Source organism: Streptomyces sp. NPDC045678, from assembly GCF_056432085.1.
This window is the reverse complement of sequence record NZ_JBWKJS010000002.1, coordinates 85378-100115: the sequence shown is the minus strand read 5'-3', so window position 1 is coordinate 100115 and position 14738 is coordinate 85378. Positions and strand designations below refer to the sequence as shown.

Here is a 14738-nt window from a genome sequence, read left to right as displayed (position 1 = left end):
CGACCCTGCTCGCCTGGCGCGACTACGACCCCGCCGCATGCGCGCTGCCCGGCATGTTCCTCGGCGAGGTGCCGCTGCCCGGACCGCCCCGCGGCCAGGCCGAACGCCTCTGGCAGCTCGGTGCGCGCCGGGTACGCCTGCCCGACCCCGTCGACCTCACGGCCACCGCGGACCCGGCAGCGGCCCTGCACGGACTCGGCCTCGTACGGGACCTGACCGCGCGAGCCGTCATGGTCGAGTGGAACCTGCGGCTCGACCCGGACTCGGGGGACAGGTGGCGCATGCTCAGCCACCTCCAGCCGCCCACCGTGCTCCTCGGCCCGGACGGCGCCGACGAAGCGCTGAACACCTGGCGGCGCGGCCACTACCTGTGCAAATGCCTGTGGCGCAAAGGCCCAGGCTTCATCCAGATCCGCGACCGCCGGTGGGGCGAGCTGCGCCGCTTCACCGCCGACGAACCCGAGTACGAGACGGCCATCGACCACCTCGACCACGGCGCCCTCGCCGACACCGTCCCGAAGGCGGTCCTGGACGACTTCCGCGCCGAACAGCTCGTCCTGGACATCGGCCCGTACGCCTGGTGGCTGCCGTACCGCGTCAGCCGCTGGCTCCAGCAGTCGATCGCGATCTGAGGGGAAGTCCCGAAGGGGGGAGCAGTAGAGGACAGAAGCTGACCGCGTTGTCTGCGACCTTGGTGCTCGGCGGGGGACGTCGGAGCGCTGCGCGCCGCGTCCCGTCGCCGCACCGCGCAGAGACCGAGCACCCAGGAGCAGCCGCATGTCCGCGAACGTCACCCCGACCCCACCGGCCTTCGGGCCCGCCGACCGTCCGGGCGACGAGCACCCGGCGGTGGCCCGGTGACCGTCCTCGACACCCGGGCCCTGAACCGCGCCACGCTCGCCCGGCAACTGCTCCTCGACCGCGCCGACCTGCCGGCCCTCGACGCGGTCGCCCATCTCTGCGGGCTCCAGGCGCAGGAGCCGCAGGAGCCGTTCGTCGGACTCTGGTCGCGACTGCGCGGCTTCGCGGCGGGCGACCTCTCCGACCTGCTCGTCGAGCGGCGCGTGGTCCGTACGCACCTCATGCGCCGTACGGTCCACCTCGTCACCGCCGACGACGTCCTGGCCTGGCGTACCCGGCATGACGCGATGCTGCGCCAGAAGGTGCTCGGCGTCTACCGTCGCGAACTCGACGGCGTGGATCTCGACGAACTCGCCGCGGCGGGCCGGGAGACGATGGCCGACGGTGAACCGCGCACCATGGCCGAGCTGACGCGGGCGGTCGCCGACCGCTGGCCGGGGGTGCCGCCGCGTGCGCTGGGGGAGATGCTGATCGCCGCGCTGGTGCCCATGGTGCAGCTGCCGCCGCGTGGCCTGTGGCGGACGAAGGGCGGCGTACGAAACCTCCCGCTCGCCGCGTGGCTGGGGAGGGAACCGGAACCCGACCCGGCCGCCGCCTCCGCCTCCCCGCACACCTCCTCCGCGAACGCCGCCTCGCCGGACGGCTCCGATCCCGTCGGCCAAGCACTCCTGCGCCGCTACCTGGCCGCGTTCGGCCCCGCCGCCACGGCCGATCTGCGCGCCTGGAGCGGTCTCGCCGGGCTCCCTGCCGCGGTCGCCGCCGCCCGCCCGGAACTCGTCTCCTTCCGCGACGAGCGCGGCCGCGAGCTGCTCGACCTCCCTGACGCGCCCCGCCCGGACCCCGACACTCCGGCGCCGGTCCGCTTCCTGCCCGCGTTCGACAACGCGATCCTCGGCTACCAGGAGCGCGGCCGGATCATCGACGACGCCCATCGCGGACTGTCGGTCGCCGGGGAGCGGGTGGTCCTGGTCGACGGGCGGGTCGCGGCGACGTGGACCGTGGAGGAGGGCACCGTGGTGGCGACCCCTGTGCGGCGCTTCTCGCGTGCGGAGCGCGCGGAGGTCGCGGAGGAAGGGCGGGCGCTGGCGGCGTTCCTGTCGGACAAGGCGAGCGAGCGCGCACGGGTCGACACGTTCTGACGGCATCGGCTTCACCCGCCCTCTCCCCCCCGCTCCCTCCCCCCGCTCCCTCCACCTGGCACCGCCATCACGCCGTTCACGGCTGCGCGCCGGCGGGCGGATGCGGGGCGGGGTTCCGTCCTTCCGCGCCACGTCAGCCGTAGAGGCGCGAGATCGGCAAGGTCATCCGGCTCGGGGCGGGTTGACGCCACCCACGGCCCGGGAACCTTGCGGTCCCGAGGCCGCTGCTCGCAGGCTCTCGCCGCATGAGAGCGCTCTCGCCGTGTGAGCGCCCGTGACGGGAGTGGGGTGGCACATCATGAGGCTCAGACGGTGGAGCGGTGTCGTGGCCGCGGCGGTGGTCGGTGTCGCGGTCGGTACCGGAACGGCCCACGCCGACATACCCATCGGCCAGCCGATGTCCGGGAAGTCCACGTACTACAACGACAAGGGGTACGGCGCCTGCGGCACCCCCATCGACGCGTCGACACAGGACCTGGTCGCCGTGTCGGCCGCCTGGTGGACCACGGCGAACCCCAACAACGACCCGCTCTGCCGCGGGATTTCGGTGCAAGTCACCTACCAGGGCAGGACGATCACCGTGCCGGTCCGGGACAAGTGCCCGTCCTGCGCCTCGACGCACATCGACCTCAGCCAGACCGCGTTCGGCCGTCTGGCGCCCCTCGATGTCGGGGTGATCAACGGCGTCACGTGGAAGTTCGTGCGGTAACGCGAGAATTTCGCGCCCGGTTGTCACACCGGGGAAGCGCCGGTGTCTTCATGTCGAACAGCCCACCAGGGCCACGGAGAACACGTGAAGCACGTGAGACACGTGAGACAACGTAAGACACATACAAGGAGATCACCGTGACGCTTCGTCTCCCGAAGGCCGAGCTCCCCGTCGAGCTCAAGACCGGCATGATCGAGCAGTTCGGTACCGTTCCCGAGAACGTCGAGGTGGTGTGGCACAGCCCTCACGTCGCGCAGGACAGCCTGGAGTTCGGCGGCAAGGTGGGCGCGTGGGCCGCGGCGGACGCGAGTCTCAAGTCGTTCGCGCACATGGCCGTCGCGGCACAGGTCGGCTGCAGCTGGTGCCTCGACGTCGGCTACTTCCTCGCGCAGAACGAGAAGCTGGACCTCGCCAAGGCGAGCCAGGTGCCGCGCTGGCGGACCTCGGACGTCTTCACGCCGCTGGAGCGGGACGTGATGGAGTATGCAGAGGCCATGACCACTACACCCATGACCGTCACCGACGAACAGTACGCGAGCCTGCTGGACCGGCTCGGTCCTGCCGCGATGGTGGAGCTCACCACGGTGATCGCCTACGTGAACTTCGCGACCAGGGTCAACGTCGCCAACGGCGTCTCCTCGCAGGGCTTCTCCGACGCCTGCGAGATTACGCTGGCCCAGCGCCCCGAGACGTCCGGTCCGGCGCCGACGGCATGAGCGAGGACCCCTACGTCGTCCACCGCAGCCTGCTGTTCACCGTCGCCTACGAGATGCTGGGGTCGGCGGCCGACGCGGAGGACGTGCTGTAGGAATCCTGGCTGCGGTGGGCGGACGTCGACCGTGCGCAGGTGCGTGATCCGCGGGCGTACCTCGTGCGGATCGTCACGCGGCAGTCGCTCAACCGGCTGCGGACGTTGGCACGCAGCCGGATCGACTACGTCGGCGAGTGGCTGCCGGAACCGCTTTTGACCAGCCCCGACGTCGCCGAGGACGTCGAGCTCGCGGAGAGCGTCTCGATCGCGCTCCTCACGGTGCTCGAGACGCTCGGGCCCACCGAGCGGGCCGTGTTCGTGCTCCGCGAGGTCTTCGAGACGCCGTACGACGAGATCGCCGAGGCCGTCGGCAAGTCCGCGGCCGCGGTGCGGCAGATCGCGCGGCGCGCACGCGAGCACGTGGCGGCGCGTCGGCCCCGGACGCAGGTGAGCCGGACGGAACAGCAGACGGTCGTGGAACAGTTCCTGGCCGCGCTGCGCACCGGGCAGGTGCAGGACCTGATGGACATCCTGGCGCCGGACGTGGTCCTGATCGCCGACGGCGGCGGAGTGACGGCGGCCGCGGCGGCGCCCGTGCACGGGGCGGAACTCGTGGCGGCGCTGCTCGCCCAGCCGGACCGTACGGTCTCGACCGTGTGGCTCAACGGCGCGCCCGCGGGCCGCGTCGAGGTCGACGGCCGGCTGGCCGCGGTGAGCCTCGTGGTGGAGGACGGCCGGATCACGCGCATCCACGCGGTGGCCAACCCACACAAGCTGACCCGACTCGACGAGCCGGCGAAGCTGGCGAGGTAGCCCGCGGGGCCCGCAGCCCCCGGGCACGAAGGGGCCGGGCGCCACAATCGGACCGGCCCCTCACGGCAGGTTCGGCCCCGGCACGACCGCCCGCGGATCAGCCGCCCGTGCAAGCGAACACGACCAGCGTGCGCGAACCGTCCCCGTTCTCCTCGACCCGACTGCCGACCCGCCGGAACTCGCACTTCTCGGCGACCCTGACCGACGCGGTGTTGTCCTCCGCGGCTTCCAGCAGGAGCTGCCTCAACCCGAGTTCGCCCAGAGCCCACCCCGCGAGCAGTCGGACGGCCCTCGGCGCGATGCCGTGGCCGCGCCGGGACGGAAAGACGCTGTACGCGACGGTCGCCACCTCATCGTCCCGGAACTGCAGGTTGATGATCCCGACCGGTTCGTCCGTCAGGGCGTCCGCGATCACCAAGGGTGCCGCTCGACCCGTACGCCACGCCTCTTCGACCCGGGACAGGCTCGTACTGCGAGCGGCTTCGTCCATGGGCGGGTCGTCCAGCCAACGGACCGTATCGGGATCATGGCTGGCTGCCTCGATGGCCTGCAGATCGGACGCGCGCCGGGGCCGCACGGCCACGACCTCGTCCGTGAGCGGTTGTGACAACGGTTCTATCGGCGTCGAGCGTCCCATGCGCCGATCCTAGGGACCTCGTACGCCCCGCGAACCCGGTCCTCTTTTGGACCTCAGACGTCGATCCTCGACCGATCGAGCGTGGCGGCGGAGTCGGCGATGAACTCCTTCCGGGGAGCCACGTCGTTGCCCATCAGGAGGTCGAAGACCTGCTCGGCGGTCTCCAGGTCGGTGAGGTTGATCCGGCGCAGGGTGCGGTGGCGCGGGTCCATCGTCGTCTCGGCGAGCTGGTCGGCGTCCATCTCGCCCAGGCCCTTGTAGCGCTGGATGGTGTCCTTGTACCGGATGTTCTTGCTCCGGAACTCGAGGAGTACGTCGCGCAGTTCACGGTCCGAGTATGTGTAGACGTACTGGTCCTGCCCCTTCTTGGGCTGGCTCAGCTCGACGCGGTGCAGCGGCGGCACCGCGGCGAAGACGCGGCCGGCCGCGACCATGGGCCGCATGTAGCGGTGGAACAGGGTCAGGAGCAGGACGCGGATGTGAGAGCCGTCGACGTCGGCGTCGGTCATCATGATGATCTTGCCGTACCGTGCCGAGTCCAGATCGAAGGACCGCCCGGAGCCGGCTCCTATGACCTGGATGATCGCCCCGCACTCGGCGTTCTTCAGCATGTCCGCCACGGACGCCTTCTGAACGTTGAGGATCTTGCCGCGGATCGGCAACAGGGCCTGGAACTCGGAGTTCCGGGCGAGCTTGGCGGTGCCGAGCGCGGAGTCTCCCTCGACGATGAAGAGCTCGCTGCGGTCCACGTCGTCGCTGCGGCAGTCGGCGAGCTTCGCGGGCAGCGACGAGGACTCCAGAGCCGTCTTCCGCCGCTGCGTCTCCTTGTGCCGGCGTGCCGCGATGCGCGTGCGGGCGGCGGCGACGGCCTTGTCCATGACGGCGCGGGCCTGCTGGCCCGCGTCCCTCTTGGTCGAGGTCAGGAACGCCTTGAGCGCCTCGCTGATCACGCTGTTGACGATGCGGCGGGCCGCGGAGGTGCCGAGGACCTCTTTGGTCTGGCCCTCGAACTGCGGCTCGGCGAGACGGACCGTGACGACCGCCGTGAGGCCTTCCACGGCGTCGTCCTTGACGATGTCGTCCTCGGCGACGCGCAGCAGCTTCTTCGCGCGCAACACCTCGTTCAGCGTCCTGGTGACGGCCTGTTCGAAACCCGAGACGTGGGTGCCGCCCTTGGGGGTGGCGATGATGTTGACGAAGGACCTGACCGTCGTGTCGTACCCGGCCCCCCAGCACATCGCCACGTCCACCCCGAGTTCCCGTACGACCTCGGAGGGTGTCATCTCTCCGCGTTCGTCCAGGACGGGGACGGTCTCCTTGAAGGTGCCCTGGCCGGAGAAGCGGAGGACGCCGCAGACCGCCTTGTCCTGCGCCAGGTACGCGCAGAACTCGCTGATGCCGCCGTTGAAGCGGAAGGACTCCTCGCCCTTCGATCCGCCGTCGCCGAGACCGGCCTCGTCCCGCACCACGATGGTCAGGCCAGGGACCAGGAAGGCGGTCTGGCGGGCGCGCTGGTGCAGGTCCTCCAGGGAGAGTTCGGCGTCCTTGAGGAAGATCTGACGGTCCGCCCAGTAGCGCACGCGCGTGCCGCTGCGAGTGTCGGGGATCCTGGTGGTCCGGCGCAGGCCCTGGGCGGGGGCGAACGGGGCGTCGGGCCCGGGGCCGTTGAAGGTGCCGGGCGTCCCGCGCCGGAAGCTGATGGCGTGGGTGCGGCCGTGCCGGTCGACCTCGATGTCGAGACGGGCGGACAGGGCGTTGACGACGGAGGCGCCGACGCCGTGCAGGCCACCGGAGGCCGCGTAGGAGCCGCCGCCGAACTTTCCGCCGGCGTGCAGTTTGGTGTAGGCGATCTCGACACCGGACAGGCCCGTGCGGGGTTCGGTGTCCACGGGGATGCCGCGGCCGTTGTCGGCGACCTCCACGGAGCCGTCGTCGTGCAGGACGACCTCGATGTGGTCGCAGACACCGGCCAGGGCCTCGTCGACGGCGTTGTCGATGATCTCCCAGAGACAGTGCATCAGACCGCGGCTGTCGCTGGATCCGATGTACATGCCGGGACGTTTGCGTACGGCTTCGAGTCCTTCCAGCACCATCAGGTGCCGTGCGGTGTAGTCGGAGCCGTCCTGAGGGCGGCTGCCGGCAGCCGGGACGGGGAGTGTGCTCACGGAGTGCTCTCCTGGGCAACAGGGTTGAGTGACAGGGCAGTTGTGGGGGCCGGCTCCCGGGTCGGCGGGCGGCCCGACCCGGGGCGATCGGCCGGTGCCGGGGTCAGATGTCGAGGAAGCGGACGTCCTTGGCGTTGCGCTGGATGAAGTGACGGCGTGCGTCGACGTCCTCGCCCATCAGGACGGAGAAGAGGTCGTCGGCGACGGCCGCGTCGTCGAGGGTGACCTGCCCCAGAACCCGGTGGTCGGGGTCCATGGTGGTGACGCGCAGCTCCTCCGCGTTCATCTCGCCCAGACCCTTGAAGCGCTGGATGGAGTCGTCCCTCACCCGGCGGCCCGCCTGCCTGCCCTGCTCGAGGAGCACATTGCGTTCGCGGTCGGAGTAGGCGTACTCGACGTGGTCCCGGCTCCACTTGACCTTGTACAGCGGCGGACGGGAGAGGTAGACGTGCCCGTCCTCGATCAGCGGGCGCATGAAGCGGAACAGGAAGGTCAGCAGCAGGGTGTTGATGTGCTGGCCGTCGACGTCGGCGTCCGCCATGAGAATGATCTTGTGATAGCGGAGCCCGGCGATGTCGAAGTCCTCGTGCACGCCCGTGCCGAACGCGGAGATGATCGCCTGGATCTCCTGGTTGTGCAGGATCTTGTCGATCCGCGCCTTCTCCACGTTGAGGATCTTGCCGCGGATGGGCAGGATCGCCTGGTACTGCGGATTGCGGCCGGACTTGGCCGAGCCGCCGGCGGAGTCTCCCTCGACGATGAAGATCTCCGACAGTGCCGGGTCGTTCGACTGGCAGTCGGACAGCTTGCCCGGCAGCGCCGCCGTCTCGAGGAGTCCCTTGCGGCGGGTCAGGTCGCGCGCCCTGCGGGCCGCTACCCGGGCCGTCGCCGCCTGGACCGCCTTGCGCACGATGTCCGCGGAGTCGTTCGGGTTCCGGTCGAACCAGTCGGTCAGATGCTCGTGGACGACCTTCTGCACGAAGGTGCGCGCTTCGGAGTTGCCCAGCTTGGTCTTGGTCTGGCCCTCGAACTGCGGCTCGCCCAACTTGACCGAGATGATCGCGGTCAGGCCCTCGCGGATGTCCTCGCCGGAGAGGTTCGCGTCCTTCTCCCGCAGCAGCTTCTTCTCCCGCGCGTAACGGTTGACCACGGTGGTCAGGGCCGCGCGGAAGCCCTCCTCGTGGGTGCCGCCCTCGTGGGTGTGGATGGCATTGGCGTACGAGTACACGCTGTCGGTGTACTGGCCGTTCCACTGCAGGGCGACCTCGACCGAAAGCAGCCGTTCCGGGTCCTCGGCGGCGAGGGTGACGACCGACGGATGGACCGGCTCGCCCTTGCGGGCGTTGAGGTGGGCGACGAAGTCGGTGATGCCGCCGTCATAGCGGTACGAGACCGTCTTTGCGGCCGGGGTCGAGTCGGCTTCGTCCACCGCGGCCGTCGCCCGCGCGGAGGGCCGTTCGTCGGTGAGGGTCAGGGTGAGGCCGCGGTTGAGGAAGGCCATCTCCTGAAAGCGCCTGGCCAGCGTCTCGAAGGAGTACGCGGTGGTCTCGAAGATGTCGCCGTCCGCCCAGAACGTCAGCGAGGTGCCGGTCCTCGATGTGGCCTCGTGGCGGGCCAACGGGGCGACGGGAGCGCCGTCCCTGTAATCCTGCGTCCACCGGTGGCCGTCGGTCCAGATCTCCGCCGTCAGCCGGGTCGACAGGGCGTTGACCACGGACAGGCCCACGCCGTGCAGACCGCCGGAGACCGCGTACCCGCCGCCGCCGAACTTTCCGCCCGCGTGCAGCACGGTCAGCACGACCTCGACGGCCGGCCGCTTCTCCACCGGATGCATCCCCACCGGAATGCCACGGCCGTTGTCGACCACCCGCACGCCGCCGTCGTCCAGGATCGTCACGTCGATCCGGTCGGCCACCCCCGCGAGTGCCTCGTCCACGGAGTTGTCCACGAGCTCCTGCACCAGGTGGTGCAGCCCCCGCTCGCCCGTGGAGCCGATGTACATCCCGGGCCGTTTGCGCACGGCGTCCAGGCCGTCGAGAACGGTGATCGCGTTGGCGTCGTACGAGTCGGTGGCGAGGCGAGTGTCGTCGTAAGTGGTCACGGATGCTCTCTTTCGGGCATGGCAGACCGCGCTCCGGCACCACGTGGTGCCGGAGCGGCCGGACGGCTGGCGGAGACGGGGCAGGGCAGCGCGAATCAGGCCCAGAGGCTCACGAGCCTCGGGACCGCGACTGCCGGGACGCTGTCCAGGATACCGAAGGTGCGCCCCATTGGAGGGGCGAGAGGCCCTCCATGCGGCCCTGTGGGGCTCGAACTGCCAAAGAGTCAATCCCCCCTGCTCCGATTCCGTTCAAATCCACCAGAGGGGCACCCAGGGGGGTTCCTGGCGCCTTGCCGCGTCGTGGACCCGGCACTATTTCCGCGGGCTCTTCCGCGGCCGCGGTGTCGAACTCGTACTCGGCCAGTCGCCCGCCACTGCCCGTATCGGCATCGGGATCAGCAGCGTTGTGGCGGTGTCGTTTTCATTCACCGCCACCGAGGAGAACCCGTGAATCCCGTCCGCGTGCTGACCGCCCTTCGCCCCGTGTTCGAGAATCCTCCCGCCCAGGCCGTCGCGGCCACCGCGTTCCGGCGGCCCGTCGACGTACGCCGCGCCCTGTTCGCATCCGCATCACGACCGTCAGCGGGGTGGGGGGCATGAGGAAGAGGACCACGAAAGCAGCGGCCGGGACGTCGTCCGGGGCCGCTGCGAAGAGCGCGCCGGGCAACCCCGGCGCCTCCGTCCCCGCCGCCCGCACGGCGGTTCCGCAGCCGTCCGAACCACCTGAGCTCGACTACGACGGCCGCACGCACCGGCACGCCATGGACGACGCGACCCTGCGCGACATGGCCCGCCGCATCCCCGCGGCGCTGCTCCAGACCGCCCGACTGGCCTGGACGGTCGACCGCCGCATGGCCCTCACGGTCATCGTGTGCCAGCTGTTCTCCGGCCTCGGCACCGCGGTGATGCTCGCCGCCGTCGCACGGGCCCTGCCGCAACTGATGGGCTCCGACCCACGCGAAGGCCTCACGCACGCGTGGCCCGCGCTGACCGTCGCCGTGGTCGCCATGGCCACCGGCGCCGCGATGTGGATCCTCGCCGACTGGGCGACCCGGAGGCTCAACCCGAAGATCGCCTCGGCCGTCGACCTCACCCTCGTCGACCTGCACATGCGGGCCGAGCTCGCCGCGTACGACGCGAAGGGCTTCGGGGACCGGAGCAAGGCCGCGGAGATCGGCGCCATGCGCGCCGTCGACCTCGCCGACGACGCCAAGACCCTCACGAACGGCCTCATCCAGCTCCTGTCCGCGGCGACCGTGCTCACCTCCCTGCACCCGCTGCTGCTCGGCGTGCTGCTGCTCTCCGTCGTGCCCCGCGGTATGGGCGGCGTGATCGCGGCACGGGTCGACTACCGCGTCCACGACCGGACGGTCTCCGCCCGCACCGTGCGCGGGATGATGCGCTGGTGGCTGACCACGGCCGAGCTCGCCGACGAGCTGCGGGCCAACACGATGCGCGGCTACCTGCACTTCTGGTACCGCGCCATGTGCGACCGCGTCGAAGGCCGTGAACTGGAGGGAGCCCGCCCCTATCTGCTGATCACCCTGCTGGCGGCTTCGCTCGGCGGCCTGTTCACCCTCGGCATGTGGGCCTCCCTGGCCGCGCTGGTGCTCGCGGGCGCCATGTCGACGGCCATCGCGGGTACGGCGGTGGTCGCCTCCCAGACAGCGGGCCGCGCCCTGAACTCGATCATCAGATACAGCACGGTGATGTTCCACCACGGCCTCTACCTCTCCGACTACCACGACTTCGTCGACGAGGTCCGCGCCATGACCACGGCCCGCGGCACCGCGCAGGCCGGACCCCCGCAACGGATCCGGCTCCAGGGCGCCTCGTACACCTATCCGGGCAAGGACACCTCGGCCGTGCGGCCCATCACCCTCACGCTCCACCGGGGTGAGGTCGTCGCACTCGTCGGGGAGAACGGCGCCGGAAAGTCGACACTGATCCGCATGCTCACCGGCCTGACCGTGCCCACCGACGGCAAGGTGCTGTGGGACGACACCGATCTGACCACCGCGGACGCGGAGTCGGTCTGGCGGCACGTGGGCCTGGTCCCGCAGAAGAACGGGCACTGGCCCCTCGCCGCCCGGGAGAACATCACCCTCGGCCAGCCCCGCGAGTACGGGGACGCGCGCATCTGGGACGCGGTGGAACGGGTCGGCATGACCAAGCCGCTGCGCGACCTGCCCGGCGGCCTCGACACGCTCCTCGCGCGGTCGGTGTGGGGCGGCCACGAACTCTCCGGGGGACAGTGGCAGCGCCTTGCCTGCGCCAGGGCCATGTACCGCGATCCCGGTGTGCTCGTCCTGGACGAGCCGACCAGCGAGATGGACGCCCGTGGCGAGCACACGGTCTTCCAGGAGCTGCGGGCCATGGCCCCCGGCCGGATCACCGTGGTGGTGACGCACCGCCTGGACAACGTACGCATGGCGGATCGCGTCGTCGTCCTCGACCAGGGGGCCGTACGGGAACAGGGCTCTTTCGAGGAACTCGTCGCGACGGAGGGAAGTCTGCTGGGTGAGCTGTACGCCCTGGCTCAGGATCGCTGACCGCGAGATCAGGTGATCGAGGAGGCGGGGCCACGCGGAACGGGCGCGGCCCCGCCTCGCTGCCCGGGACCGGGCCGGTCATGCCGACCGACCAGAAGCCTACGTACTGCGACTCCGATCCTGATGGTTCCACCCCGATATCCAGGCGGCACGGCCCTGTGCGTCCCCCGCGATCCCGGACAGCGCGCCGATCGTTCCCGCCACAAATCGTCTTCGTCTCACCGCCGGTCCCGTCGAGGGCACTGGTCTCCTCGTCGGCGAGGAGGACCGTGGGGTCCCTCACCCGACGGTGACGACGCCGCTCCCTCCCTCCCCGGCGAGCAGCCGCGACAGCTCGACGCGGGACCGTACGCCGAGCGCAGCGAACACGTTGCGCAGGTGATGGTCGACGGTGCGGTGGCTCACCGAGAGGCGCACCGCGACCTCCCGGTTGGTGGCGCCCTCCGCGACATGCCGGGCGATGCGCTGCTGCTGCGGGGTCAGCGTCGCCAGCGGGCCGGGGCTCGGCTCCCCGGCGACCGCCTCGCCCGCCGCACGCAGTTCGGCGCGGCTGCGGTCCGCCCAGGCCCGTGCCCCGCACCGCTCGAAGCAGACCAGCGCGTCACGCAGCGGCCCGCGCGCCTCGCGGGTACGGCGACGGCGCCGCAGCCACTGCCCGTACAGGAGCTGCGTACGGCCGCGTTCGAACTCGCCCGGCAGGCGGTCGTGGTGTGCGACCGCGCTCTCGTAGGCTGCGGCCGCCTGCTGGGCCGGTGACAACAGGGCCCGGCAGCGCGCGAGCTGGGCCGACGCGAGCCGGTCGGCGGTCGCCCCGGTCCAGCGGGTGAACTCCTCGGTGGCCCGCCGGGCCTCCGCCGCACGCCCCACTTGGACGGCCGCCTCCACGAAGCAGGGGACGGCCAGCATGCGCACGGCGAAGTGACCGCGCCGCGGCCCGGGGGCGACCAGCGGGGCCAGCCGCGCCGCCGCGTCGGCGGGACGCCCCGCGGCGAGTTCCGTACGGGCCACGGCCCATACGGCGAGGGTGGCGGCCTGCGTGAGACCGTGCGGCCCGGCGCCCGCCGCCACGGCCGCCGCGTGCGAGGCGCAGGCGTCGGCATCCCCTTCCACGGACGCGGCGAGCGCGAGGACGGCGTGCAGCGACACGGCGACGTTGGGCTGACCGATCCGATGCGCTGCCCTGAGTCCTTCGAGAGCGTGCGCACGGGCGCCGGTGTGGCGTCCCGCCCGCAGCTCTCCGTAGGCCAGGTGCTCCAGGGCGCGCGGCAGCAGGACCTCGGGACCGTAGGCGCGTACGGCAGCGAGCGCCCGCGCCCCGGCCTCGCAGGCGGTCTCGACCTCGCCGACCACGAGGGCGGCCGCCCCGGCGCGCAACAACCCGCCGGGCACGCCTGCCCCACAGGCCTCTCCCGGCTGCCCCGCCCCGCGCAGACCGTCCAGGCAGCGGCGCAGCAGGGCGTGGCCCTCGGCGGTGCGGCCCTCGAGGACCGCGCACATCCCCGCGCGGTACGCCTCCAGCATCGGGTCGTCGTCGCACGCGGGCAACCGCCTCATCGCCTCCAGGTAGGCGGCCGCGTCGCCCATCGCCCACGCCGCCTCCGCCGCCCCGATGAGCGCACGGCGCGCCCGTGCGGGCGGGAGCAGCGCCGCGGCGGTGAGCAGGGACTCCCTGGCGTCGTCGGCCGGACCGTCGGCGAGGGCGAGCAGCCCGCGCACCCGGTGGACCCCACCGTGCGCGGGGATGTCGCCGGCCCGCGCCAGCAGCGCACGGGCCCGTACGGGATCCCCGGCGAGGCGGGCCGCTTCCGCCGCCGCGGCGAGCCGGTCGGTACGCGCCTCCGTGTCGGCGGTGAGCGCCGCGGCGCGGGCGAGGGCGGCGGAGCGCTCGGCGTGGGGTTGGTGCGCGGCCGCCGCGTCGGCGAGCGACGCGGCGAGCCGCGTGTTGTGGTCGTCCGCCGCGCAGGCGAGCTGGATCAGGCGGGGGAGACGGTCGCGGCAGGCGCGGGCGAGGCGGACGTGAGCGGCTCTGCGGCGGGCGAGCGGGGCATGTCGGAGCACCGCCCTGCGCAGCAGAGGGTGGGTGAAATGCAGCCGTCCGCCCGCCTTGACGACGATCCCGGCCGCTTCGGCGGGAGTGAGCCCCGCGGGGACGCCGCCGGCCCGCAGCACCAGGGCGAGGTCCGCGCCCGCGCCGTCGGGTTCGTGCTCCCCGGCCGCCGCGGCGAGGAGCAGCAGGTCGCGTGCGGGGTCGGGCAGCTCGTCGACGCGCAGTGCGTGGTCGCCGAGGAGGTCCTCGCCGCCGGGCAGGGGATCGGGCAGCGGGGTGCGGCCGGTCAGCTGGCCGGGGGTGAGGGCGGCGACGAGCGCGGTGAGCAGGCGCGGGTTCCCCGCGGCCTCGCGGACCAGCCAGGCGCCGACGACCGGGTCGGCGGTGCCCAGGGTGAGCCGGTCGAGCAGCGCGGCGGCCGCTCCGTCGTCGAGCGGTCCCAGCCGCAGCGTCGCAAGGCCCGCGAGCTCGTCGGCGCCGACGCGGTGTTCCGCGAGAGTGAGCAGTACGGCGACAGGGGACGGACCGGGCATCCGGCGGAGGTCCGCGGCGAGAGCGGCCCGGGACGCGGGGTCCCAACGGTGCACGTCGTCGACGCAGACAAGCCGCGGCCCCGCGCCCTCGGCCACGAACCGGGTCGGCACGGTCGGCTGCACCGACGGGAGCGGGCCGCAGATCCCCCGCGCGTACGCCACCAGCGCGGTACGGCCGAGGCCGGGCGGCGCGGTCAGCACGAGCACACCGCCGTGACCGGCCCGTACGCGCCCCACCAGGGACTCCACGGCAGCGATCTCCACGCGGCGGCCGAACAGTTCGGGCGGCATCTGAAGGGTCACGCCCGCACGTTACTTTCGCGTAACACGACCCGGAAGCCCCACGTCCGCGGCTCTGGGCACGCCACCAGTGCCGCCCGCGCCACGGTGTGCACGGGCACAGGACGACCGCCGCCCGGCACCGGACGGC

9 protein-coding genes and 1 pseudogene are annotated in these 14738 nt (G+C 72.0%); 6 read left to right on the top strand and 4 right to left on the bottom strand.

Features of this window, described 5'->3' with window-relative positions; genetic code table 11:
- The first annotated feature begins 53 nt into the window (after nucleotides 1–53).
- The 5 genes and pseudogenes from AC07DO_RS07035 to AC07DO_RS07015 all read left to right on the top strand — a co-directional run bounded on the left by AC07DO_RS07035 (nucleotide 54) and on the right by AC07DO_RS07015 (nucleotide 4273).
- Entirely contained in the window at nucleotides 54–632 is a 579-nt protein-coding gene (locus AC07DO_RS07035) for a DUF5825 family protein (protein ID WP_479058535.1), read from the top strand.
- 225 nt (nucleotides 633–857) lie between these two features.
- Entirely contained in the window at nucleotides 858–2000 is a 1143-nt protein-coding gene (locus AC07DO_RS07030) for a winged helix DNA-binding domain-containing protein (RefSeq protein WP_479057633.1), read from the top strand.
- A gap of 298 nt (nucleotides 2001–2298) precedes the next feature.
- On the top strand, nucleotides 2299–2709 hold the full coding sequence (locus AC07DO_RS07025; RefSeq protein WP_479057632.1) for a cysteine/serine endopeptidase inhibitor: 411 nt from the start codon (nucleotides 2299–2301) through the stop codon (nucleotides 2707–2709).
- Between the two features lie 137 nt (nucleotides 2710–2846).
- Nucleotides 2847–3425, top strand: a complete 579-nt coding sequence (locus AC07DO_RS07020; protein WP_479057631.1) for a carboxymuconolactone decarboxylase family protein — start codon at nucleotides 2847–2849, stop codon at nucleotides 3423–3425.
- Nucleotides 3422–4273: pseudogene (locus AC07DO_RS07015) on the top strand (RNA polymerase sigma-70 factor). Before AC07DO_RS07020 ends, AC07DO_RS07015 begins: the two are co-directional and overlap by 4 nt.
- 97 nt (nucleotides 4274–4370) lie before the next feature.
- Here AC07DO_RS07015 and AC07DO_RS07010 read toward each other — a convergent pair.
- The 3 genes from AC07DO_RS07010 to gyrB form a co-directional block, all read right to left on the bottom strand.
- Nucleotides 4371–4910: a GNAT family N-acetyltransferase gene (locus AC07DO_RS07010; RefSeq protein ID WP_479057630.1), complete on the bottom strand. Its 540-nt coding sequence runs from the start codon at nucleotides 4908–4910 to the stop codon at nucleotides 4371–4373.
- A 53-nt stretch (nucleotides 4911–4963) separates the two neighbouring features.
- Entirely contained in the window at nucleotides 4964–7075 is a 2112-nt protein-coding gene (locus AC07DO_RS07005) for a DNA gyrase/topoisomerase IV subunit B (RefSeq protein ID WP_479057629.1), read from the bottom strand.
- Between the two features lie 103 nt (nucleotides 7076–7178).
- Complete coding sequence (gene gyrB, locus AC07DO_RS07000) at nucleotides 7179–9176, bottom strand: DNA topoisomerase (ATP-hydrolyzing) subunit B (protein WP_479057628.1); 1998 nt, start codon at nucleotides 9174–9176, stop codon at nucleotides 7179–7181.
- A 596-nt stretch (nucleotides 9177–9772) separates the two neighbouring features.
- On the opposite strand from gyrB, the gene AC07DO_RS06995 reads away from it, so the two are divergent.
- Nucleotides 9773–11728 (top strand): ATP-binding cassette domain-containing protein, encoded by a 1956-nt coding sequence (locus AC07DO_RS06995; protein ID WP_479057627.1) that lies wholly within the window; start codon nucleotides 9773–9775, stop codon nucleotides 11726–11728.
- A 279-nt stretch (nucleotides 11729–12007) separates the two neighbouring features.
- Here the strand turns inward: AC07DO_RS06995 and AC07DO_RS06990 are convergent, their stop codons facing one another.
- On the bottom strand, nucleotides 12008–14599 hold the full coding sequence (locus AC07DO_RS06990; protein WP_479058533.1) for a helix-turn-helix transcriptional regulator: 2592 nt from the start codon (nucleotides 14597–14599) through the stop codon (nucleotides 12008–12010).
- Nucleotides 14600–14738 lie beyond the last annotated feature (139 nt).